20 protein-coding genes and 2 tRNA genes are annotated in these 23,867 nt (G+C 56.8%); 9 read left to right on the forward strand and 13 right to left on the reverse strand.

Annotation, left to right across the window (positions count from 1 at the left end; translation table 11 throughout):
* Positions 1 to 60: 60 nt before the first annotated feature.
* A complete protein-coding gene (locus OHL23_RS03095; protein WP_263350305.1) occupies positions 61 to 1,971 on the reverse strand; it encodes a glycoside hydrolase family 55 protein in 1,911 nt (636 codons plus the stop codon).
* 271 nt (positions 1,972 to 2,242) lie between these two features.
* A tRNA-Pro gene (locus tag OHL23_RS03100) sits at positions 2,243 to 2,319 on the reverse strand.
* A gap of 61 nt (positions 2,320 to 2,380) precedes the next feature.
* Here OHL23_RS03100 and OHL23_RS03105 point away from each other — a divergent pair.
* Complete coding sequence (locus OHL23_RS03105; protein ID WP_263350306.1) at positions 2,381 to 3,229, forward strand: tyrosine-type recombinase/integrase; 849 nt, start codon at positions 2,381 to 2,383, stop codon at positions 3,227 to 3,229.
* 584 nt (positions 3,230 to 3,813) lie between these two features.
* Here OHL23_RS03105 and OHL23_RS03110 read toward each other — a convergent pair.
* The 4 genes from OHL23_RS03110 to OHL23_RS03125 all read right to left on the reverse strand — a co-directional run bounded on the left by OHL23_RS03110 (position 3,814) and on the right by OHL23_RS03125 (position 6,549).
* Positions 3,814 to 3,993, reverse strand: coding sequence for a hypothetical protein (locus OHL23_RS03110; RefSeq protein ID WP_263350307.1), 180 nt, complete (start codon positions 3,991 to 3,993; stop codon positions 3,814 to 3,816).
* 97 nt (positions 3,994 to 4,090) lie between these two features.
* Entirely contained in the window at positions 4,091 to 4,372 is a 282-nt protein-coding gene (locus OHL23_RS03115; RefSeq protein WP_263350308.1) for a hypothetical protein, read from the reverse strand.
* Positions 4,373 to 4,450: 78 nt separating this feature from the next.
* A complete protein-coding gene (locus OHL23_RS03120; RefSeq protein WP_263350309.1) occupies positions 4,451 to 6,211 on the reverse strand; it encodes a phage NrS-1 polymerase family protein in 1,761 nt (586 codons plus the stop codon).
* Entirely contained in the window at positions 6,211 to 6,549 is a 339-nt protein-coding gene (locus OHL23_RS03125; protein WP_263350310.1) for a hypothetical protein, read from the reverse strand. Before OHL23_RS03125 ends, OHL23_RS03120 begins: the two co-directional genes overlap by 1 nt.
* A 156-nt stretch (positions 6,550 to 6,705) precedes the next feature.
* Between OHL23_RS03125 and OHL23_RS03130 the strand changes: the two genes are divergently transcribed.
* The 3 genes from OHL23_RS03130 to OHL23_RS03140 all read left to right on the forward strand — a co-directional run bounded on the left by OHL23_RS03130 (position 6,706) and on the right by OHL23_RS03140 (position 11,996).
* Positions 6,706 to 7,548, forward strand: a complete 843-nt coding sequence (locus tag OHL23_RS03130) for an FYVE zinc finger domain-containing protein (protein ID WP_263350311.1) — start codon at positions 6,706 to 6,708, stop codon at positions 7,546 to 7,548.
* Positions 7,549 to 7,611: 63 nt separating this feature from the next.
* Positions 7,612 to 9,402: a site-specific DNA-methyltransferase gene (locus tag OHL23_RS03135; RefSeq protein WP_263350312.1), complete on the forward strand. Its 1,791-nt coding sequence runs from the start codon at positions 7,612 to 7,614 to the stop codon at positions 9,400 to 9,402.
* A 5-nt stretch (positions 9,403 to 9,407) separates the two neighbouring features.
* Complete coding sequence (locus tag OHL23_RS03140) at positions 9,408 to 11,996, forward strand: DEAD/DEAH box helicase (protein WP_263350313.1); 2,589 nt, start codon at positions 9,408 to 9,410, stop codon at positions 11,994 to 11,996.
* Between the two features lie 148 nt (positions 11,997 to 12,144).
* On the opposite strand, the gene OHL23_RS03145 is transcribed toward OHL23_RS03140, so the two are convergent.
* From OHL23_RS03145 to OHL23_RS03160, 4 genes are all read right to left on the reverse strand, one after another.
* Entirely contained in the window at positions 12,145 to 12,432 is a 288-nt protein-coding gene (locus OHL23_RS03145; RefSeq protein WP_263350314.1) for a hypothetical protein, read from the reverse strand.
* 129 nt (positions 12,433 to 12,561) lie between these two features.
* Positions 12,562 to 12,638, reverse strand: a tRNA-Pro gene (locus tag OHL23_RS03150).
* Between the two features lie 104 nt (positions 12,639 to 12,742).
* Positions 12,743 to 13,015, reverse strand: a complete 273-nt coding sequence (locus tag OHL23_RS03155; protein ID WP_263350315.1) for an oxidative damage protection protein — start codon at positions 13,013 to 13,015, stop codon at positions 12,743 to 12,745.
* Positions 13,016 to 13,063: 48 nt separating this feature from the next.
* Positions 13,064 to 15,757, reverse strand: coding sequence for a ribonuclease R family protein (locus OHL23_RS03160; protein WP_263350316.1), 2,694 nt, complete (start codon positions 15,755 to 15,757; stop codon positions 13,064 to 13,066).
* A 208-nt stretch (positions 15,758 to 15,965) separates the two neighbouring features.
* Here OHL23_RS03160 and OHL23_RS03165 point away from each other — a divergent pair, with 208 nt between their 5' ends.
* Together OHL23_RS03165 and OHL23_RS03170 are read left to right on the forward strand one after the other, a co-directional pair.
* Positions 15,966 to 16,232, forward strand: coding sequence for a hypothetical protein (locus tag OHL23_RS03165; protein WP_263350317.1), 267 nt, complete (start codon positions 15,966 to 15,968; stop codon positions 16,230 to 16,232).
* Positions 16,233 to 16,261: 29 nt separating this feature from the next.
* Positions 16,262 to 16,528 carry a hypothetical protein gene (locus OHL23_RS03170; protein ID WP_263350318.1) on the forward strand — a complete coding sequence of 89 codons (267 nt, stop codon included), beginning with the start codon at positions 16,262 to 16,264 and terminating at the stop codon, positions 16,526 to 16,528.
* Positions 16,529 to 16,546: 18 nt separating this feature from the next.
* Here OHL23_RS03170 and OHL23_RS03175 read toward each other — a convergent pair whose 3' ends face one another.
* The gene (locus tag OHL23_RS03175) at positions 16,547 to 16,906 is read right to left on the reverse strand and encodes an amidohydrolase family protein (protein ID WP_263351717.1); all 360 of its coding nucleotides are present in this window, start codon (positions 16,904 to 16,906) and stop codon (positions 16,547 to 16,549) included.
* A gap of 122 nt (positions 16,907 to 17,028) precedes the next feature.
* Complete coding sequence (locus tag OHL23_RS03180) at positions 17,029 to 17,262, reverse strand: hypothetical protein (protein ID WP_263350319.1); 234 nt, start codon at positions 17,260 to 17,262, stop codon at positions 17,029 to 17,031.
* Between the two features lie 332 nt (positions 17,263 to 17,594).
* On the opposite strand from OHL23_RS03180, the gene OHL23_RS03185 reads away from it, so the two are divergent.
* Positions 17,595 to 18,089, forward strand: coding sequence for a bactofilin family protein (locus tag OHL23_RS03185; protein WP_263350320.1), 495 nt, complete (start codon positions 17,595 to 17,597; stop codon positions 18,087 to 18,089).
* Between the two features lie 60 nt (positions 18,090 to 18,149).
* Here the strand turns inward: OHL23_RS03185 and murJ are convergent, their stop codons facing one another.
* Positions 18,150 to 19,853 carry a murein biosynthesis integral membrane protein MurJ gene (gene murJ, locus OHL23_RS03190; RefSeq protein WP_263350321.1) on the reverse strand — a complete coding sequence of 568 codons (1,704 nt, stop codon included), beginning with the start codon at positions 19,851 to 19,853 and terminating at the stop codon, positions 18,150 to 18,152.
* Between the two features lie 121 nt (positions 19,854 to 19,974).
* Here murJ and OHL23_RS03195 point away from each other — a divergent pair, with 121 nt between their 5' ends.
* Both OHL23_RS03195 and OHL23_RS03200 read left to right on the forward strand, forming a co-directional pair.
* A complete protein-coding gene (locus OHL23_RS03195; RefSeq protein WP_263350322.1) occupies positions 19,975 to 22,197 on the forward strand; it encodes a prolyl oligopeptidase family serine peptidase in 2,223 nt (740 codons plus the stop codon).
* A 142-nt stretch (positions 22,198 to 22,339) separates the two neighbouring features.
* On the forward strand, positions 22,340 to 23,839 hold the full coding sequence (locus OHL23_RS03200) for a bifunctional diguanylate cyclase/phosphodiesterase (protein WP_263350323.1): 1,500 nt from the start codon (positions 22,340 to 22,342) through the stop codon (positions 23,837 to 23,839).
* The last annotated feature ends 28 nt before the right edge of the window (positions 23,840 to 23,867 follow it).

Genomic DNA, 23,867 nt, shown 5'->3' on the forward strand with positions numbered 1-23,867 from the left:
AGCAACTTCGCTTCCTGCACTTGGCTGCTCTTAATTGTTAGGACTAGAAGCAAAAATATTCTAGAACACGGTCACGTTGTAAGTTTTCTCTTTCGGCGTCCCCGCAATCACAGCGCAGACATTTACGGTGGCCGTGGTTTCCGATACCGTGGCGCGCACAGTGAAATTACCTCCGATAAACGAACCATCGCTTTCGGTTGCAATCGCCGTGTGCCCAGTGGCTGAGGTCGCGAGCGCCACGGTTCCAGTCGCGCAAGCGCCCGCAGCCAAAGCTGATCCGCCAATCGATCCTGTCGTCCCGGTCTGCACGAGCGGGATATTGCTTGCCACGTAAGGTGCCGAAGGAATCACATGGGGGAACGCCGCCGTGTTCTCCGGGAGGATGTTCTGCTCCGAGAAGCCGTCTCCGATCCATTGGACGGTCAATGTCCCCGGGTTGCCGCCTTGATTTGCAATCGTTACGCCAAGCTGGGCTGAAGTCTGGGAGCCCGCCACCGCGTTACCCAGGATCTCCGGGGTAATGACCTGTGCATTTCCATAGTGAGACAGAACCGTAAGCTCTCCAGAGGCTGCATATGGGCCGGAACCAACGTAGATATCCCAAAGGTCGGTGCGGTTTCTGCCGATGTAGCTTAGGCGATACTCGCCAGAGAGAAGGAGGTTTGGCTGCGTCGTATTCGGCGGTTCTGCAGCTACGAAAGTACCGCCGCTGCTTGGAACGTAGATGGTCTTCGATGACCCTGGCGTCTGAATATGCACGATCGGAACATTCCTTCCGTCGCTCGAATACAGAAGCGATTGCGAATTAGTTCCGACGGACTTCGGGAACTTCCCGTTGATGTTGCCGGAAAATATCCCGGAGAGGCTGAGTTGCGCATTTCCCGCGCTGCTCACATAGAACGGGGCGATCGTAGGCTGAGACGTTCCGCCATATCCGAAGTAGGTCGCGCCTGAAGGAAGGCTAAGATGCGCGTTGCCCTCAAGCTGTACCAGGCTGGTTGCGGTGTAAGTCGAAGCATCCACAAAGAACGTCGGAGAAACCATCGTCACGTCGCTGTTATTGGATGAATTTATAACGACGAAGGGATAATCCATCTTGCTCTGCACATCCTCGAAGTGTGGCGCCTCAAAGACAACCTGCATCGGATTCGTGCCAATAACGACCTGACACCCATCAATTCTGGGCGCAAAGAAAAAGAATTCGGCACTGCTGCCTCCAGAAGCCCCGAGAATCTGAATGCAATTCTGACCCGTAGCCGTGCCGTCCGATTGTGCTCCGTTGGCAATTGTGCAGTTGATGCAGGAGATGCTCTCGCCGGAATTGCTCAGGCTCTCCGCATAGTAGAGGTTGATATCGTTCGTTCCGATGGCCACCGTGTCGAACGAGTCATCGAAGGAATTGTTCCCGAAGGTCAGGCCGATGTGAAACTGTGCCGTGGTGCTCGTATTCGGGATATAGCCTCCGACTGCGATATCCTTCGCCTTGAAGCCCTGAATATTTACCTGAAGCCCAATGGCTGTGTTCGAGTTTCCTGTCGTACCGGGTCCAAGCAGGCTAAGGTCTCGTATTCCCCACCCGGCCGTGTTCGGACCCGATGCTCCGTTGATCGTGATAGCAGTTCCACTGGCCGCGGTGAACTTGAGGACAGAACCATCCTTGCTCTGACCTTCGATATTGCAAGTGCCGTTAATGACAATCGGAGTGGAAAATAGATAGGGAGAAGCGGCAGCCGGGATAATTACTGTACCGCCATTCTTATAGGTCGCGCACGCTGCGTTGATCCAATTGCCAATATCCTGCGTTCCCGTCTTTGGGCACCACGAGGGCGCGAGAGACGTGGAAGCCGTGCCGCAGGCGACCGCGCTCAGTGTCCCGTTGACGCTCGTGGCTGGCCCAGATACAACGGTCTGGGAAATCGCCACAGTACAAAACAGGTAAATGATCGAGAGAGAGAGTACGAACCGCTTCAACTTGGCATTTCCTTCCACTCGAGTCGCACGGCACAGATAGCCAGCATCAACGCGACAGAAGGAGAACCTTTAGGTTTCCCGACCTCAGCCACGTTCTAAAGCACTCAAAGAGGCAGCTAGTGGGTTGTTGGATTCATGCACGAATTCAACAACCAATAACGCTGCCACGGAGGTCCGATTGTATAAGGATACGGAACTAAAATCGAAGGCCAGCGACCTCCATGCTCAACGAATCACAGTCGGGTGCGAATTTCTACCTTATTTATTCTAATGGTCGGGACGGGCAGATTTGAACTGCCGACCCCTCGCACCCCAAGCGAGTGCTCTACCAGGCTGAGCCACGTCCCTTTAGAATCAGCATCTTATTCGGGTTGCCTCCAAATTTGAGTACTCGCTTGGAGAAAACCGTATGGGATTTTCAGAGTTCACCCGCGAACGCCAATTCCTCTCAAACGTCTCACCGTCAACGCTGGAATGGTACAAGCACGCCTTCAAATGGCTGCTCACGGATTCACCTTCGCAAGACGACCTCAAATCCGCCGTGGTCCGTATGCGGGAAAAGGGATTGAAGGCAACAGGCTGCAATTCAGCCATCCGCGCAATCAACACATATCTGCATTGGGCGAGTGCAGGCTCAGAGGTCAAATGCGGTCCCACATGCAAGCATCCGAAAATCGCCCAACTTAAAGAACCTCAACTCGTGTTGCCCACCTTCACAGAGCAACAAATCAAGCTGCTTGTCTCGTGGAAGCCCAAGGACAAGTACCAAGAGCGGCTCCATTTGGTGACGTTGTTCCTGCTTGACACCGGATGCCGCATCTCTGAGGCCCTCACATTGCGCGTCTCCGATTTGAACTTTGAAAATCTGCTTGTCACGCTGGACGGCAAGGGGCGCAAGCAGCGGGTTGTCCCCTTCAGCTTTGAGTTGCGGAAAGCGATGGTGCGCTATTGCAAGGAAACGAATCGGACACCGGACAGCCTGCTCTTTGCCAATTGCACCCAAACGATATTGGGGCGTAGGAACGTTTTGCGGGATGTGAAGCTGCTTTGCAAGCGGCTAGGATTCACGCCTCCAGGTCGCACGCTCCACGCCTTCAGGCACACATTCGCGGTCAACTACTTGCGGCGTGGCGGCTCCGTGTTCCATCTGCAAAAGGTGCTCGGTCACAGCACACTTGAGATGACTCGCCGCTATGCCAACTTGATGACTGAGGACCTCCAGGCCGTGCATGAGCGTGTGAGCCTGCTCTCAAAATAGGTGGGGGTTGGGGCAGCCACGGTGTTCATCGGCTAGCCTAGAGGCCGCCATGTGCGATTGATGGGCATTCAGGGCTAAGAAACGCTCCGGGATGCCTATTGCGCGGTGAGCCAATCGCACTGGCGTCCGAAATGGGATTTACTCCTGTCCACGTACAAAAAGGACTACTGGTGTGCTCTCCTGAGTACCCTCTTTAACTTTTGACCCGCCCCCGGTCCCTTTTCATCCCGCCGGACACATCGCATGGGAGTGCGGGGCAGAGGGGGTGGGTCAAAATCTTGAACACATTCCCTTATGAGAGCGCCGCAATCCACAATGTTACACACGGTAACAATTCTCGGAAAATAGAGATTCGGGGCGGGATTACGCGGGTACGACTACTCACAGACTTAAGAGTAGTAGTGTTGATATAACACACTCTAGAGAAAGCCTTTGTGCGCTTTATTTTCAATAGGTTGAGGCCAGCGCGAACGGCGTTTTCATCGGTACCCACACACCCGATTTTGAGCGTGTGCGTACCGATGATTCGGCAGTTTCCGGCCCGTAGTTACCGCAAGATGCAAGTAGGACATGAAGCCTTGCTATTACAAAACCGAGACGCTCTTTTGCCGCCTCTTCTTCTTATAGTTAGGCCCGATGAATGCTGGTGCAGCATCGCCGCCCTCAACCGTGTGGATTCGGTCATTCGCGTCGTCAATCATTTTCTCTATGCTGCCGTAGTCGTATTCTGTCCAAGCCCTATCGAAGCGGATTTTCTCGTGCATGGCCGCCTCCTTTTTCCTGCTTTCCTGCCGCTTTTGTTGCTGCTCTCTCCGTTTCGTCATGGGCACAGTCCAATGTGATTCAGGTGTGATCTTGTCATTAGGCGTTAGCTCGCCCGTAAGCCTCCGCAACGTCAGTGAAGATGGAGAGAGCCTCTTGAAGCCATTTGGCCGCTTCCTCATTCGACATTTGAGACGTTGTGGCTTCGATTGTCCCCTCATCTCCCCGAGCGGCCCGTTTTGTGTTATCAGCGAGAAGCGCCTCAAACCGCTCCCAGGTTGCATCATCCGGGAAGCTGTCGCGCTCCAAGTGGCAAACACCGGATACAACCCCAAACAACCGCTCCTGCACCGAGTCTGTGCTCCCAATTGCATAGTTCAATACGCTGAAGAATTTCTCGTGCCCATAGTCCCCCCCATGCAAAATCCCCCCCTTCCTTTTCGAGAAGAATACTACTGCTCAATTGACCGTGGGAGGCTCCGGGAACGCCCGGTAGTATTTCCCGTTGGACTTCGTGACCTTGCCCTCCTTTGCCGCACGATTTTTCCAGTCGAAAAACAGATTGCGATTGCCAAAGCCCGGCTGATACTTGATTTCGTCACCCGGTTGGACCGCCTGAAATATGCGCTGCTCAATGCGGTCAATTGCTTTCAGTTCTGGCACGGCTTGTGGCTCCGTTGTCAAAACCAGCCCCTCCGGCTGCCACTCGAAAAACAGGGTTTCGGTGCGTCCATTCCGCGTCAACACCGTGCACCGCCGGACAGAGTTTGGGTCATCATCGTTGTTCAATGCCATGAGCACCACGGTTTCAACCTTGCGAGCCAAAGCCGCACTTCCGAAAAGCGAGTCACGGCCAAAGTATTTGTTGTCCTTGCCGCGTTGCTTTGGGCTGCCCACCGTGCCAAGCACTGCGACATCACGCCGGGTAGCAATGCGCTGCAAGCCGTCAATCACCGGCCCTACGACCTCCATCTTGTTCGGGTCCGTAATCCAGAGGTCCAGGCCCTCAATGAACCAACACTCAACGCCCGGTTCCCGTTCAATGGCCGCCTCCAAAGCCTCAGCGGGCGGATGTGATTGCTGCTCTGAGGTCAACCGGATGACGCGCTGAATTGCCTCTGTGGACAGCCCCAAGGACTTCACTGTGCGCTGCATGGCCTTCTTGGAACGGTCATGCAACAACACCCGATAGTCGCGGGGCTTCGCACCGTGCCCGAATATGTCCGCACCTTTGCGAATCTTCTCAAGTAGCGGCATTGCCCATGACGTTTTGCCCGCACCAGATGACCCGCCAATGAGGGAGACTTCGCCCTTCGGAAACCAACCCTCGTGCATTGGCTCCGGGAGCGCGTCAACGAGATACTCCGTGGGTCCGTCATCTTCGATTGGGTCATGGTCACTGCCATCGAAAACGGGCGTGTCCTTCGCTACAGCGGTCACAGCCCGTGTGATTGTCCCTTCCCTGTAGTCGTCCCTCTCCCACTTTTCCCGATACAGGCCGGAGTCACGAAACTCCGCGTCAATCTTGAACGCATTGCAGCGGTGTTTCTTTGCAAGCAAAATACACAGCGCAAAGTCCGCCGTGCTGTGGTCATCCTTGTAATCACTCATGTCCCCGGCCATCAGCTTGCGAAGCCGCTCTTCCTCACTGAGTTGGAGAGAGATTGTAAGGCCGCTTTTCGGGCTGGTGGCCTTGGACACGCGGTCATAAAGCGCGTTCACCTGCTCCTTCCGGTCCATGAGCAGGTTGGGCGTCTTGTTCAAATGGCGTGCGGTGAATGTGAAGTAATAGCCGTCTGACTTGACCTCAACGGACTTCAGACCAAGGTAAGGTTTCTTGATTCCCGGTCCAGGCAGCCCGCCGATGCCAAGCACGTGGCAGCCCGTCCCCGATGGGCTGTATTCCCCATAACTGTCCAGGCCAATGATTATCTCACGTGACTCGGGAGTGAATTTGCCCGTGTGCGCATCACAGCATCCATCAATGTCAACGCCCCAGACGCACACGCCGTCCACCCTCCCGAGCGCAAGGCCCACCCCAGAGAATTGTGGAGCGAGCGCCGCGCACTCAGCGTGTGTGTGCCACGTGCTTGGATTGTTCGCCATAGCCTTGCGTCCGCTTGGCTGATATGGAACCTTGGTCTGTTTGTCGTGGACAGTTTCCATACGCCACAGGACCCAACGCCGTTGTGCTTTCAGGTTTTCAATTGAGAGGGCCATTACCAACGCACCCCCTCAGCGAATGGAGAAACAACGCTGTCATCCAGCAACACGGTATCGAAATAGGATTTTCCTGCATGATTCCGAATGAGGAGTAAATGGCCGTGCCCCTCTTCGCAGCGCACCTCCAGGCGCACCCAACGGCGGTCCCGCTCGCGGGGATCACGTTCCCACACCACGTCAACAATATGTGTTTTGTGGCCGCACTTGCACTTGGTCCAAGGGCACCTCAGATAGCCGTCTTTGATGAGGTCGTCAATGATTGGCATTGGAAAAGGAAATTCTGGAGATGTTAGCCGTGAGGCAAGTTGATCAATTTCCGTTGTGTTGGACAGCATTTATAACTCGCTTTCTGCCGCTAGCTGCGGGCTTCGGATTGGTGACAGCAATGCCCCGCAATCGCGCTGCAAGGCGCGTAGGTGTGTTGCTGCGAATCACTGGGCGTCATCCTGCCACACAACGTAGTGTCCCGCAAGGGCGAGTACAATTGTTCTATGCAAAAAATGTCACCCATCCCAACCGTCCCAATCGCGCTCCACATCCGGGCTGCTCGGATTCCGCTTCGATGGACCGTGCGCGACCACGAGTTACAGGAATGGCGTGCTGCTGATGGGAAAGTGATTAGTGAAGGCGGAATCGAACGGGTGTTCTGGCCTCAAGTCGAGACAACGAAGTGGGGGGACGTTGAGCTAACCGAGATAGAAGACCCTTTGGAGTTCCGCATCAAGCTGTTTAGGTTTTTCAACATCAACAAGACGGAGGCCGCCGCGTTGGACTTTCTCCAGGACATTGGCGCATGGCGCATCGTGACTGAAGAGCATCGCGAACGGTGGGCCGAAGGGACGTATGCGAACGTAACCTACGGGCACCGTCAAGGTGTCGGACTTCGTATGCTGCCGACAACCCTCCCCGAGATTCTCCAGGCGATTGAGGGCTGGTACAAACTTCTGGGCAATCACAACCCGAAGAAGCTGGAGAGCCAATTCAAGCCGCCCCCTCCGCCGGATGCCCGCGTATCTGACCGCAATCTTTTTGCGATGGAAGCACAATTCGTCAACACATTGCCGGTTTCGCTGGAATGGCGCGGAAAGGACCCCTATGCGGTCATTGAAACGATTAGCGCATGGGAACTGATGATTGCTGCCGCTTGGGTTGACGTTGTGAGCCGGGCGGAAGAGCAGGTATGCGCAAGATGCGGGACGCGGTTCACATGGCCACGAAAAAAAAAGCATTGCCGGTGGGAATGTGGGCACTTGGCCGCCGTTGGCAAGTACAAGAGAAAGAAAGCACTCGAAAAACAACAACAGTCGGAGGCAGCGAACGGCACGCCTGCTTAGGAGCCGCGCCGGAGCTTCTGAGATGTAAACTTTCAAAAGAAAACAAGAGGATTGTCAGACCGTATGCCGGAGCTTCAGTTCAAAGGGAAAGAGTTCGTCTACAACCACCATTTGACAGTGCCGTACCGCCCTCTGGTGCCGGATGCGGGCAAGTCTGTGGGGGAGCCGTCTCTGCTTGGCAATCTCATCATCCACGGAGACAATTTGCACGCGCTCAAGGCGCTGTTGCCGATGTATGCGGGCAAGGTGGATTGCATCTTCATTGACCCGCCGTACAACACGGGGAATGAGGGCTGGAGCTACAACGACAACGTGAACAGCCCAATGATGAAGGAGTGGCTTTCCAGCAATCCTATCAACGCTGAAGACATGCTCCGCCACGACAAGTGGTGCGCAATGATGTGGCCACGACTAACGCTCTTGAAGGAGCTTCTTTCGGAATCGGGCAGTATTTGGATTACGTTGGATGACAACGAGGTCCACCACGCGCGCAATCTACTGGACGAAATATTCGGAGACGATCATTGCATTGGTCAGTTGGCATGGCAAAAGCGCACCTCTCGTGAAAACCGTGCTGTGCTATCTCCTAGCATTGACCATCTAATTGCCTACTCGAAGTGTTCCACGAAGCTATGGCGACTGGTTCGGAATCTCCTGGAGCCTGGTGACGAAGGCTATTCAAATCCGGACCAAGACTCACGAGGAGATTGGAAGTCCATACCCTTTTCGGCACAAGGTTTTCGAAAAAATCAGGTCTACAAAATCACATCTCCAACAGGAAAAGTCTTCGATCCGCCGAAAGGGAGGTGTTGGGGCGCAACAGAACCAGAATTTGAATCGCTGAAACACCAAGGTCTTGTTTATTGGCCAAAGGACGGTGATGGGCGGCCCCGAATCAAGCAGTTTCCAAAAAACGCAAAGGGACTTGTGCCTGAGACTCTTTGGCTCGCACGTGAAGTCGGAGATACTGAAGACTCGAAGAAACAATTGCTCGAAATATTCTCAGACAGGGACGAAATTGACTTCCACGCCCCAAAGCCTCCTCAGCTAATTGAACGGATACTAAAAATCTCAACCGAAAAAGATTCGGTGGTGCTCGATTCGTTTGCGGGAACAGGTACAACCGCCCATGCGGTCTTGCTTGCGAACAAAGATGATTCAGGAACACGAAGGTTCGTGCTGGTGGAGTTGGAGGATTTTGCAAATACGTTGACCGCTGAGCGCGTGCGCCGGGTCATCGGGGGATATAAGTTCGTGGGAACGCAGAAGGAGGAGCTTCTTCGAGATTCCCTCACTTGGACAAAGTTGAACAATGCCGAAAAACTGCTGAAAAAGGTCGTCCGTCTTGAGGAATTGAGTGCCGCCAATTACAACAATATCGGCAAGGTTGTGAAGGACGGCGAATTGGTGGTGACGGGAGAAAATACGGTAACCGAACGCACGGAGGGCTTGGGCGGCGAATTTACCTACTGCACGCTTGGCGCTGAATTGAATGTGGACAAGATTCTGACTGGCGAATCATTGCCCGATTACCTTTCGGTTGGCGCGTGGCTCTTTCATACTGCCACTGGCGAAGCCTTTGATGCCTCCAAAGCAAAGGCTAAGGACTGGTATCTAGGCGAGAGCGCGGCGTTCCACGTCTGGCTTGTGTACCGCCAGGAGTTGGATTTTCTCAAGTCCGCTGATGCTGCGTTGACTCTGGCACTCGCAGAGAAGATTGCAAAGGCGAAGACCGCCGGGAAGAAGCATCTTGTGTTTGCGCCCGCAAAGTATGTGCCCAATACCAAGCTGTTGCCAATGGGCGTGGAGTATGCGCCGTTGCCATTTGCTCTCTACCGGATTGAGAAGGGCTGACCGACATGGAGCTGAAGCCCTATCAACAGGACAGTCTTGACACGGTTGACCTCTACCTTGAGCAGCTTGTTCTATTCAGAGCCAAGGCGGAAAAGACCCGCGCCCTCGCGCTCGAAAACCCCGATGTGGAAGTGCCGATTCCCGACTTTCCAAGGCAGGCATGGAACGCGCTGCGCAACAAAGGCGTCCTTCCGGTTTCTCGTAGGAGCCACCAGTACGTTTCCCGCAAGGACGGTACAGGAGAGGATGTGCCGAGTGCCTGCCTGAAAATTCCCACGGGCGGCGGCAAGACTCTGCTTGGGGCGTATTCGGTTTCTCGAATCATGGGTAGTTATCTGGAGAGCAACTGCGGCTTTGTTCTCTGGATTGTGCCCAATGAAGCGATCTATTCACAAACAAAACGGCAACTCACAAGCCGCGAACACCCAATACGCCAAATCCTTGACCGTGCGGCGGCGGGGCGCGTGAAGATTCTTGAGAAGGATGACCCGCTCAACGCGCTGGACGTGCAGAGTAACCTTTGCGTGATGCTGTTGATGCTCCAGTCCGCCAATCGGGAGACGAAAGAGACATTGCGCCTCTTCCGGGACCGGGGCAACGTACACGGTTTCTTTCCGGCGGGAGACGACATACAGCGCCATTGGGATTTGATCGGGCGGATTCCGAATCTGGATTGCTACGGGCGTGCCGATACGATGGGCGCGACAGCCAAGGACAGCTTGGGCAATGTGTTGAGGCTACTGCGCCCCGTAGTGGTGATGGACGAAGGCCACAAGGGTTACTCCGCCATCGCCATGAACACAATCAACGGATTCAACCCGTCCTTTGTGTTGGAGCTTTCTGCCACTCCGAAAGAAAACGCGAATTGGCTGGTGGATGTGCGGGGCGCTGCGCTGCAAGCGGCGGAGATGATAAAGCTGCCCATCAATGTGAAGGTGAAAGCCGGAGACGACTGGAAAGACTGTCTGCGGGAGAGTTTTGACAAAATCAACAGCCTGCAAGTGAGCGCGGACCGGTTGAGAGCAAACACGTCCCGCTATATTCGCCCAATCTTGCTGGTGCAAGTGGAGCGGACGGGCAAGGAACAACGCGACGGGAAAATGATTCATGCTGAGGATGCGCGGGATTTTCTCCTGTCAATTGGACTGGACCGCACACAGGTTGCAGTGAAGACAGCGGACACGAATGAACTGGACAATCGAGGCAACGGTGACCTGCTCAGTTCCACTTGCCCCGTGCGCGTCATCATCACGAAGCAGGCATTGCAGGAAGGGTGGGATTGCCCCTTTGCCTATGTGCTTTGCACGCTGGCAACGAATCGCAACCTCAACGCCGTTACACAGCTTGTGGGACGGATTCTGAGGCAGCCGGAGGCGACTTACGTTTCAGAGGAGTTAGCCGTCCTGAATGAGTGCTACATCTTTTGCCACCATGCGAGCACAAAGGAAGTGGTGGACAGCATCAAGACAGGTCTGGAAAAGGACGGCATGGCGGACTTTGCCGGGAAGGTGAAAGAGGGCGACAGCAGTTCCAGTGCCAAGCAGACAACCCGCAAAGTGCAAAGGCGGGACCAATTCCGTACACTGCGGATTTTTCTTCCAATGGTGAATTGGGTGGACGGAAAGGCATCACGCCCGCTGGACTATGAGCAGGATGTTTTGTACCGGCTGAATTGGGAGGCGCTGGACCTCAAGCCACTGGTGGAACAACTCTCGAAGGCTCCCACAGCGGAGGCAAGCTATGTTGTGCGTGTCGGTATCGGGACCGGCAAGGATTGGCTTGAGGAGTCGGGACGGCAGACAGTTGTTGAATCCACGAGTTTCGACACCGTGTATGCAACCCGGCTGATGGTAGACATTCTGCCGAATCCTTGGGTGGCACGCGCACTCATCGGGGAGTTGCTTGCTGCCCTACGTGGGCGCGGGTTGACCGATGCTGACCTTGGCGGCGCGTCCGGCTACATTCTGGAGGAGCTTCGCAAGTGGCTGGTGAAAGAGCGTGACCGGCTGGCAGAGACGCAATTCTTCGGTGACGTATCGGCGGAGCGGATTCAATTCAGGTTGCGGGCGGACCGTGCGGTTTGGGAATTGCCGATGACCTTGGACACGGAGCGGCCTGAGAAGGCGCGTAAATTGGTGCGGCCATCATCGGGCGGCCCCGTAGAGAAGAGTATTTTTGCGCCCGTTTATGAAGAGGATTTCAACACGGATGAGGCGGAGTTTGCCTGCTACTTGGATGAGCAAGCGGCCTTGGACTGGTGGCACCGCAACGTTGCCAAGGCTGGGAACTATGCACTTCAGGGGTGGCGCAAGAATCGGGTTTACCCCGACTTTATTTTTGCGCACCAGAAGTCCGGCAAGAAACAGCGCATTGTGGTTTGGGAGACAAAGGGCGACCAACTTGAGGGGAACCTAGACACCGTGTACAAGCGCAAATTGCTGGACGCGATGTCAAAATCCTTCAAGGCTGAAGACGTGGTTCACGCTGGTGAATTGGAACTGGTGAGCAAGGACGGTGTAAGCGTCAGTTGTGAGATGGTCCTGATGAGCGAATGGAAAGGGCAAATAATCGGCACGCTGGGGTCCGAAGGATAGAGCTTCGGTGGAGTCTTGAGGAAGCGACTCCGGGGCGTAATCGTCTTGGAGCACCCGGAGCGGCTACACAGGTGAACCTATCGGAGCATTCGGATTCCGCGTGTCGTGTAAGAGGGTTTGTTTAGGAGATTTTCAAGTCGGACCGGGGCTAGTCGTTCCGCCACTTGGCGCAATAGCCGCATTCCATTGCAGAGTCCTCAATAGCTGCTTTGATTGCATCTGTCATTTCACGGCGGTCTGAAAAGACACCGTTCAACTCGCCCGAAGAGAATAGGCGATTGCCGCGAATGTATGCCGGAGTGTTGTCGTCTCCGGGTGCGCCATAGACTTCACTGTGGAACTCGCAACGTTTCAACACACCCGCGTCCACTGCAATTTCTTGGGCGATTATCCATTGATCTTGCTCTAATTGCATCTGCCTTTTCGCGAAGCCCATATTCTGCTCCTGCCGTTTTCTGCTCTAAACCACTTCCGCTATTTTGATCGACAATCCTTGCACTAATTGAGTACTCGCCTTACAATTTCCCTCTGGAGGGTAATCCTTCTAAGTCGTTGATTCTAATAATGGTCGGGACGGGCAGATTTGAACTGCCGACCCCTCGCACCCCAAGCGAGTGCTCTACCAGGCTGAGCCACGTCCCGACACGGTTTAGCCGGCTCAGATCGTGTGGACCGAGCCAGCATGGGGTTCTGATTTAGTTTACACGAGCCGCGCTTGATACGGATTTGGGCCCGGCAGAGGAGGGCTAGTGCTTCGGCGGAACGTACTCTGCCGGCAAGGCTGCGCCGTCGCCAAAGAAGAACTCCTGCATCTGTTCAACTAGAAAGCTCTGCGCCTGCGGAGTCCATGGCTGCAGCCGGTATTCATTCAGCAGCATCTTCTGGCGCTCGCTCCACTCTGCCCACGCCTGCTTGGAGACGTTCTTGTAAATCTTCTGACCAAATTCGGAGTCGAAGGGCGGCTCATCGAGACCCTCCATCTCTTTCTTGTTGCGAACGCAAAATACCATGTGTGCCATCGTCATCGGGCTCCTCAATCAATTGTAGGGGATGTTGGACAGCGCCGCTTACTTGCGCGGCCGCCCTTTCTTGGAGAATTTTCGCTTGCCGCCGGGGCGCGTGGCTTCCCTCCGGGAGGCTTTGGCTTTGCCTGACTTCGTAATCGCAGTCTTCTTCGGCGGCTTGCCGGCAATTGTGCCGCCCTTCTTCGATTTGAGCGGGGGGGCTTCTACAAGTGCAAATTGCAGCTTGCGTTCGAGCGCCAAGACGCGGTCCAGAATCACCCGCACCTGGTCGCCCGCGCGGTAAACCCGACCGGTCTGCGCGCCAACAATCTCGCGGGTGTTTTCGCGATACGTGAACCGGTCGCTGACCAGCGTCTCAATCGGCACCAAGCCTTCGACAAACAGGTCTTTCAACTCCACAAACAGGCCGTATTTCGCTGGATTCAGCACCATCGCCTCAAATTCCTCGCCGACGCGATCCTGCATGAAGCGAACCTTCTTCCACTCGACCAATTCGCGCTCAGCGTCGGCGGCGCGACGTTCCGTAATGCTGGTTTCGGAGGCGATGGCTGCCAACTCGGCCTCGGGGATCGGAGGGCCTAAAGGAACCGCGACCTGCTTCGGCGGACGCAGATCGCGAATGCCGAATTTTGCTCCCAAACCCTCACTTGTATGCGACCAGGGCGAATTATGGCGATCTTCGCCAATAGCGCCTTTGCCTGAGACGCCTTCGCGCAGCAGGCTCTTGCTGATGCGATGCACGATCAGATCCGGGTAGCGGCGGATTGGCGAGGTGAAATGCGTGTAGCTGGGCGCAGCCAGCGCGAAATGGCCTTCGTTGATCTCCGAGTACCGCGCCTGCTTGAGCGAACGCAGCATCAGGTAGCTCAAAATCCGCTCCTCTGGCTTGCCTGCGATACGCGCGCTCAGCTTCTGATACATGCGCGGCGTCACCGCAACGTCTTCCGGAACTTCGTAGGAACTGGCGTCGCGCTGGTTGCGTCCGGTTCGCTGCTGTTCGCGGCGATCTCCCCTCGGCTGGAATTTTTTCACCGGCAGCGCTCCCAGACCCAGCGAATAGCCAAATGCCGCCGCAGCGTCTTCAAAATCGACCACCCTGCGCGGGTCCGGCTTCTCGTGAATGCGGTAGATCGACGGCATGCCGAGGTCTTCGAGCCACGTAGCGACGCACTCGTTAGCGGCCAGCATGAACTCCTCAATCAGACGGTTAGCCCATGTTCGTTCCGCGCGCGAGACCCCCTGCATCTGGCCGATCTCGTCGAACTCGATCACAGGCTCCGGCAGGTCGAAGTCAATGCTGCCGCGCTCGGTCCGCCGCTTGTTGAGCCGTCCTGCAAGCTCGCGCATGCGCTCAAATTCCGGGACAAGATCGTGGTATTTGGCGCGGGTCGCTTCGTCGCCTTCCAGAATTGTGTGGACCTCGGTGTAAGTCATGCGCGCTGCCGAGCGGATCACGCCTTCGACAATTTCGAAGCTTTCCAGTCGCGCATCGTCGGTCAGGCGCATCAGGCAGCTCAGAACGAGCCTGTCTTCCTGCGGACGCAGCGAGCAGATATCGGTTGAAAGCTCATGCGGAAGCATCGGTATTGCACGGTCCGGAAAGTAGACGCTGGTTCCGCGCAAACGGGCCTCAAGATCCAGATCCGTCGCAGGGCGTACATACTCGGCGACATCGGCGATGTGGACTTGCAGCTCCCATCCGCCTTCTGGAATCTGACGGACAAATACAGCATCGTCAAAGTCGCGCGCCGTCGCGCCGTCAATCGTGACAATCGGCAGATTCCGAAAATCGTGCCCTGCTTCAACGCGGCGAACCACCTCGGTCTGGTCGAGATGAGCCACGCTGCGCGCTTCCGCAAGCACGTTCTCGGGAAAGATGCGCGGCAACTGGTGCTTGCGGATGATCATCTCAACGTCCACGCCGAAGTCGTCGGGCGCGCCAAGCACCTCGATCACGCGGCCAAAGGGTGGTTTAGTCGGCGTGGGCCAGCTCGTGATCTCCACATCGACCACCAACCCTTCGAGATCGTCGTAGGCCGCAGCAGACTGCGCTTCCGTGCCCAGAACGCGATGCTTTGCTCCATCCGACACTTCCGGCGTCTCCGCACCCTCGGGAATCAAGATCGGCTGGCTCATCCGCGAGTCAAACGGAGTGACCATGTTCCCGCGATGCTCGCCAGGAATAAAAGCGCCTCTGCGTCCCTTGCGCGCGTAATGGAAGACCCCAACTACGGTCGGATTGCGGCGCTCAAGGACGCGCACAATCCGCCCCTCGCGCCTACCATCCCGCTTCGGCGGCCCAACCTCCACCAACACCTGGTCGCCCTGCATCGCGCCGTTGATCTCGTTGGGAGGAATGAAAATATCGTCGTCATTTCCGGTCGAGCGCGCACCCGGCTGGGGATTGGGGCGGACAAAACCAAAGCCATCCCGATGCAGATCGAGACGCCCTGCGGCTAGATTGTCACGGCTCTGCCTGTCGCGGGTCCGGTTGTCGCCGGTCTGGCTCGCTCCGGAACTGCCCGGTTTTGAGGCGTTCAAATCTTTCGAGGGGATGGCCCAATGTTCACGGTCCAGCTTGGCAAGCTCGCCACGCAGCGTCATTCGATCCAACTGCTCCAGCAGTTCGCGTCGCTCTTTGCCGCCGCCAAGGCCCAGCTCGCGTACGAGCTGTTTATAACCCGCCTTCTGACCGGGCGAGCGGCTGATATGCCGACTTAACTCTTGATCCGTCATCTTTCCAGAGTAGGCCATTCCACTGCCAATCCGCTCTCACGGTATATACGTGGGGCCGGTGAGATTGATTTGGCGGACGTACTTGAATGACAACTGTGGTTCCAATTGGACATACGATGTTGCGCCGGCGAGCTAAGATCGGTTCGATTTGCAAGCGGTTCGCTTGGGCCAGGCGTTGGAAGGATGCCATCGGAAAGGAGGGAGTGTCATGGCCACTTATGCAGAGAAGCCGGAATCGGAGTACCATTCCGGAATAAAGGATCAGACTAAGGAACTGATTCAGGATGTAAAGAACGAAGTGACGCACGAGGTCAGCCGGATTCAGACCAGCAAGGAGCCGGTCGATCCGTCCCACAGCGATCGTTTGGTGCGCCGACACATTGCCGGATTGTCGATCTGGTTCTTTGTCGCTATCGCGTTCTTTCTGATTGCTGCGATTGCAGGAATCATGATTTACACCCAGACCCACCACTAATGCATCTAACTGGTGGGCCGAAGGGAAGCATGACCAAACTCCTCACAGAATTCGAGAAGCATTCGCGCCACACCGCAAACGATGCAATTGACGAATTCGTCGCCCAGGAGACTCCCATCGACGAGTTGGTAGAAGACTTGCGGAGTGAATTCCGTCGCGGAATGCGGCGTGAAATCGCCCGCGGTAAGGCCGAAAAACAAAGGCGTACGAAGCGATGGATCATCGCGCTGGCGGCGTTGGCCGGGGTTCTCGGTACCGCTGCCGCGATTGAATTTGTCTCACACCATTCGCATTGAAACCGCTATTACCGCGAATTATCGCGCTACATACCCGGCTCCGCGCAAAACCTTCCCCGGTAGAGCTGCGGTCATTTTTCCCGCCGCGATCACCGGAACTCCATTGACCAGCACATAATCCATGCCCTGCGAAAGCTGATTGGGCTGCTCGAAGGTAGCCATATCCCGGATCGTTGCCGGGTCAAAGATCACCACATCCGCCCACATTCCCTCCTTCAAGACACCGCGATCTGTAAAGCGCATCCGCTGCGCCGGAAGCGCGGTGAACTTGCGAATGGCATCCTCCAGCGTGAGCGCCTGCTCTTCGCGGACGTACTTGCGCAGAATGCGGGGAAACGTGCCGTAGGCCCGAGGATGCGGGTGTTCCTGGCCGAGCAGGCCATCAGGCGATGTGCCCTACGAATCATTGTCGATGGAAACCCAGGGCTGTTTGAGTGCAAGCACAACATCCGGCTCGTCCATCCCGAAAACCGCAACGTTGGTGAAGGCCTTTTCTTTGATCAGGATGTCGCAGAGCACGTCAATCGGGTCTTCAGATTCCCGATCGCGGCAATGCGTCCTGCGCGAATGCTGATATCGCCCGAGTACCAGGGCGACCCGGTGCCATCGATGATGTGCCCGTGGACGATAACGACATCTAAAGGGGCCGCGTCCGGCGTCGCTGTCTGCACTGAAACGGTAACGCCCGCCCCTGCGGTCACAAGGAAAACTACGAGTCGAATCAGATTTCGCATGAATTTCATTGTTTCCTCAGACAAGTCATTCGGTTCCGTAGAGCGCAAGCAGCGCCGAATGAACAGTTTGAAACAGTATTGAAATATATTGTCCAACGGATAAAACCGGCATGATTCCCGGTAAATCGCGAAAATAGTTGCCTGCCTTGAGTCTCGGCATCGACCTCGCTCCCGCGCAATCAGGCCGCTACGCCCACCCATGCGGCTACAATCGAAGCAAGCCAGCTGTGCGATGCGGTGAGAGCGATCGCGGGGAATTTCTTTGAGTGTCATCGCACCGGCTTGATCCGTTTCATTCCGAAGTTGCAGAGGAAAGGAAGTCACCGAATCTTATGTGGAAACCCAGTCAGCCAGGAGCATCGTCCGTGCCGCCAGCACCCGAGCCGGTTCGTCCCACGGCTACCCCCGCCCCTACGTATGAGCCGCCTGCGCGCGCGGCAGCTCCGACCGGCGATCAGGCCACCATCGGCAAGGGTCTCGTTATCAAGGGCGAGATCAGCGGCAGCGAGTCGCTTTTCATCGATGGCAAGGTCGAAGGAACCATTAACCTGCCCGGCAATCGCGTGACCGTCGGCCGTAACGGCCAGGTTGCCGCCAACATCACCTCGCGCGAGATCGTTGTGCTGGGGAAGGTGCGCGGCAATATCACGGCGACCGACCGCGTCGATATCCGCAGCGAAGGTGCTTTGACCGGCGACGTAACCGCAGCCCGCATCAGCATCGAAGATGGCGCCTTCTTCAAAGGCGGCATCGACATCCGCAAGCCCGATGCCAAGTCAGGCGCACCAGCACCGGCAGCCGAGCCCGTTAAGGCAGTGCAGGCGTAATTCCGCAACGAGCAAGAGATCGCGCAGAACCCCGGATGAATCCGGGGTTCTGCGTAGGTTTCAGGAAAGGCCAAGCCGCCTGAGCGTCGCTCTGGGCAATGCCGATCCCAGCCGCTCCAGCAGCACGCCGGTAATCGCCAACCATAACGCGGAGCCTGCCACCAACTCCGCAGCGTCCATCCAGCGGCTGCGTCCGGGCAGAAAATGGGTTGCGCCCAAAACTGCCGCCCAAACTGCTACACCGCTCGCGGCTCCAGCAACCAGGCATCGGCCCAGCTCCCGATAGTCGATGCTGGCCAGCGACACCATGCGGCGTTGATGCAGCAATACCGCCAGCGCAAGCGTCTGCAGCGCGATCCCAACGTCCGATGCTACCGCCAAACCTGCGGCTCCGTGCCAGCGATACCCGATGCCGTATAGCGGAAAGGCCGCAATCGTGACCACCGTACTCGATAGCATCGGCAGCCACGTCGTGCCCGAAGCATAGAACGCCCGCGCATAGATAGCCTGTGCTGACCAGAGAAAGAGTGAGACGGAGAAGAGAGCGAAATATCCCGCGGTCTGGCCCGCAATCGCAGAAGTATAAAGGCCGCCGCGAAACACCAAATCCACCAGCACCGGCGCAAGCGCAATCATCGCAGAAGCCGCCAACAGACCAAGAGCCGCAACGCGAGATACAGAGTCGGCTACTTCGACGGCGAAATCGTATCGCTTTTCCTGCGCCCAGAGTTTGGCGAAAAACGGCATCGAAGCGGCCCCGGCTGCCTGCGCCAACACTGCCATCGGTGCGGAAAAAAGTTGCTTGGCATTTGTCAGCCGGGTGATATCGCCCGCGCCGTGCGAGGCGTAGTAGCCCGCAAAGTATGGGTCGAGAAACGGCAGAGTAAAGCCGAACATCAAAGGGACAGTCATTTGCAGCCAATCGCGCAGTCCCGGATGGTGCAAGTCAATACCCCAGCGATATTTCACGCCTGCCCGCGCCGCTCCAATGGCGTTGAGGAGAAAGGCGCCGAGAAAAGCGCCGACGGTCGCGCCCACGGCAAGCGCCGAAACACCGAGACGGCGCGCGAGCAGCATTCCTCCGCAGATAATGCAGAGGTTGTAAAGAATTGGCGTCATCGCCTGAAAGAGAAACTGTTTGCGCACCAGTAGCGTTGCGCTCAGTACGCCGCCTGCGAAGAAAAATATTTGCCCCGGCAGCAGTATCCGGGTCATACGCGCCGACAATTCCACTTGCTCGGGGGTAAAGCCAGGATTGGTGTGGCGGATGTACGGGCCAGCCAGGAACATAAGGACGATGGTTGCTGCAATCAGTACAAGCACAACCAGACTTAGCACGATCGATAAGACGCGCTCGCCCTCGGATTCCTGACCGCGCTCTTTGTATTTGTTGAGAATAGTGACAAAGGTGATCGATACCGCTCCGCCCACCAGGAAGTTATTCATCAGGTCGGGCAGGCGGAAGGCTGCCTGATAGGCGTCCGTCTGCGGCCCTGCGCCAAAGAGCCAGGCAATGTATTTTCCCCGGACCAGACCAATAATGCCCGACAGGAAGGACGACGCCATCAGCAGCACCGTCGCCGTGTAAGCAGTATGGCTGTGCGAGGGACGAAGCAAACGCAACACCCGTGCAATTTTCGACGGACGCGCGCCATCCTCGGTCGGAGCGGACGTCACCGTCATCGGACGCGATTGCACAATGTCCTCGACAGGATCTTGCGGTCCGATGCCGGGTAGAAAATCCTCTGGCGGAAGCTTGGCCACTGGATTGATTCTACAGTTGCGGCCACTTCGATCACGCCCGCATCCAGCGTGCCCACGCTGTGCGGAACCAACGTCCGGACAAATGTTTGACCAATGTATTGTTGTGGAAGCGGAGCTTATCATGCGGACCGATTGGATTGCCTTAGCTATCGTTCTTACCACTGCCCTGACTCCTGTTGCAATCGCTGCTCAGACAGCCAAGGAATCACCCAAGGAACCGGCCCGCGACACAATTCGGGGCGGCGACCATATCCATCTACCGTCGCCGCCAGCCGCTGATGCCATTCCCGTTGTCGACAACTACTACGGTACGAAGATCACCGACAACTATCGCTGGCTGGAAGACGCAAAAAGCGCCGAAACCCGCGACTTCCTCGACAAACAGATCGCGTATACGGATCGCTACCTCAAGCAGGCAAAGGTTCGCCCCGAGTTCGCCGACAATCTGGATGCGCTGGTGCATGTCACAACCTGGACCACCCCCATTCAACGCGGCGACAGCTACTTTTTCACCAAGCGCCTCTCGGGTGAGGAGCAGCCTTCGATCTTCATGCGTCATGGCTGGGCCGCTTCAAGTGCAGTCAAATCCATCCCCAAATCCGCCAAGCAGACCACGTCCGAAGTGGGAAAAGACATCCGCCTGATTGATCCGGCATCCCTGAGCCGTGATCCCAACACCTCCGTCTCGCTTCTCGAAGTCTCTCAGGACGGCAGCCTGCTCATCTACGGAGTCCGCGAGGGTGGCGCGGATGAAGAGGAAGTCCATATCTTCAACGTTAAAACGCGCAAATCGATGGAGGATTCGCTGCCCGCCGAGCGCTATCAGAGCGTCGACTTCGCGCCCGACCTAAGCGGCGTCTATTACTCCCGTTTTACCCACAAAGGTTGCCTTGTTTACCTCCACAAATTCGGCACTCGCCCCAGCAGCGACATCCTTGTCTTTGGCCGCGAATTCCGCGGCGAGCCGCTGGCCGAGATGGACCTGATCTCCGCCAAAGTGACGGATGACGGCCACTATCTCGCCGTTACGATCAGCCGCGGCGTGCCTGCCAAACGCGTCGATATCGTGTTCCGCGACCTCAAGAAGCCCGGCAATCCCTTCGATCTCCTCATCTGGGGCACCGACTCGCGCTTTGCACCGCTCTACTCCAACGGCGACTGGTTCGTCCGCACCGACTATAAGGCTCCCAACGGCCGCATTCTCAGGGCCATCCCCGGCGGCGTTGCCCCGGACGCCTGGGAGACCATCGTTCCCGAGGGCCCCGACGTGCTGGACGGCGCCAATATCGTTGGCAACAAGCTCTTCGTCCATCGCCTGAAGGACGTCAAATCCGAAACCACCATCTACACGCTGCAAGGCAAGGCGACCGGCGCCATCCAGTATGACGGTATTGGAGACGCCTCCGTTGTCAGCGGCTCCGCGAAGGACCGATACGGCTTCTACAGCTTTCAATCCTTCATTCAGCCCCCGACCATCTACCGCTACGACACTACGACCGGCAAGCGGGAGATCTTCGCGCAGCCCAAAACGCCCTTCGATTCCAGCGAATATGAGTTGAAGCAGGTCTTCTACAAATCAAAAGACGGTACGCGCATTCCCATGTTCGTTGCCGGAAAAAAAGGCCTGAAGACGGACGGCAGCGAGCGGTTGCTCATGACTGGCTACGGCGGCTTTAATCTCAGCGAAACACCGGACTGGAACCCGCTGTGGGCGGCTTGGATGGCGCAGGGCGGCTGGTTTGCGCTTCCCAATCTGCGCGGCGGCGGCGAGTATGGCGAAGCATGGCATGAGCAGGGAATGTTCGCGAAGAAGCAGAATGTCTTCGACGATTTTTACGCCGCTGCAGAATACCTGATCGCCAATCACTATACTTCCGCCGCGCACTTCGCCATCAGCGGCCGCTCCAACGGCGGGCTGCTCATGGGCGCGGCCATGACCCAGCGCCCCGACCTCTTCGGCGCGATCTGGTGCGGCTATCCGCTGCTGGACATGCTCCGCTACCAGAGCTTCGAACTCGGCCGCCTCTGGACAGCCGAGTACGGATCGGCGGAGAACGAAAAGGATTTCCCTTATATCCGTAAGTATTCTCCCTATCAGAACGTGAAGCCGGACACCGCGTATCCCGCCATCATGTTCTTCACCGGCGATAGCGATACCCGCGTCGATCCGCTACACGCACGCAAGATGACAGCCCTCATGCAGACCTCCAGCAGCAGTGGACGTCCTGTCTTGCTTCACTACAGTCTCAAGAGCGGACATAGCGCCGGAGTCTCGGCAGCGCAATTGATTGACGACTACGCCGACCAACTTGCCTTCCTGTGGACGGAAACAGGCCCAAGGTAATCCAAGCTTCCTTACCATCGGTACTGTAATGTCTTGTTCTCAGCCTCCGATGAAGAGAGAGCAGAGACTCTCGGATTGGGCGGGCGGTGTCGTCTTCGCACCTCGCCTTATTCCGGAGCCTTGAATTGCTTCCGGAGCCGCGATGCCCCAACTCACACACAAACCTGGGACGATACCAGACGCAGCGGAAAAGGCGCGTCTCGACGCCTTGCACGATTTGGGGATTCTCGACACCCCGCCCGAACCTTGCTTTGACGCCATCACCCGCATGGCCGCGAGTTGCATGAAGCTGGACACAGCTTACCTTGCCTTTGTGGACGAAACCCGCGTCTGGATCAAGTCGAAGCGCCCAAACGAGGGGAAGGAATCACCGCTAAACCGTTCCCGGCATGGCTCGCACTACGAGCGAATAGTGCTCGAAGGCAAACCCATTATCGCCATCCCGCACGAGGACCATCCAGACATCCGTCCCGACAGCCATCCCGGCGCCAGCCGCAAGAAACCCGCCCACCCGCGCCTCTTCGCCGGGGTGCCCGTGCGTACAGCGAGCGGACACGTTGTCGGAGCATTGTGTGTCTGCGGAGCCAGGTCAAATTACAGCGTTTCCGATCAGGAATTGAGCCTGCTTGAGCAGTTGGCGGCTCTCATCACCGATGAGCTGGAGCTGAGAGATCGGCGCCGCACCATGCCTGCGATCAGCAAAAACCTGAAATCCAATCCGGAAAGTTACCCGTTGTACGCGGGCGCAACCGCAGGTTCTCAGGATGAGGGCACACCCACGCTCTGGCCGAGACATGCCGACATGGTCCACGCGCTCAACCTGAACCAGTTCGTGCTCTTTTACCAGCCTGAAGTGGAGTTGACGACACGGAGGATCGTCGGAGTCGAAGCCCTCGTTCGCTGGCAACATCCGCAGCGCGGTCTAGTCTCCCCGCTCGATTTCATCCCGCAGGCCGAGGAAAACGGGCTGATTCTTCCCCTGGGAGACTGGGGGCTGGGCCAGGCATGCCGCCAGTTACAGACATGGCAAAAAAAGTGGCCCCGGCTTTCGAATCTGCGGGTCTGCGTAAACCTTTCCGCCCGCCAGTTTTCCCGCATTGGCCTCGCCGATCACGTCGAGTCGCTGCTTCTCGAAACCGGCATATCGGCGAATCAGCTTGGCCTGGAATTGACGGAATCCAGCCTGATCTCCGATGCGACCGAAGCAGCCAGGGTCCTGACCAGCCTCAACCGTCTCGGCGTCTCCCTGCACATGGACGACTTCGGGACTGGCTACAGTTCCCTCAGCCACCTTCACCTCTTTCCCTTCGACGTTCTCAAGATCGATCGCTCCTTTGTGCAGCGCATGAGCGCTGGCCAGCAATCTCTTCAGATCGTCCAGACCATCCTTGAACTGGCTCGTGTTCTGGGCATGGATGTGGTTGCCGAGGGAATTGAAACCGAAGAGCAGTCCAAAATGTTGCTGGAGTTGGGATGCCGCTATGGCCAGGGATACCTGTTTTCTCCGCCGCTTCCTGCAACGGAGATCGAAGCTTTGCTGGCTCATCCGGAACTACCCCTGCACGAGGAGCCCCGGACGCCCATCGCCGGTCAAGTACTCCCTGAAGCACTCCCGGAGGCTCCGGCTCACGCGGCTTCGTAGAATAGAGCTCCAGCTCAACCGCAACGAA

This window comes from Acidicapsa acidisoli, assembly GCF_025685625.1.
Lineage (GTDB): Bacteria > Acidobacteriota > Terriglobia > Terriglobales > Acidobacteriaceae > Acidicapsa > Acidicapsa acidisoli.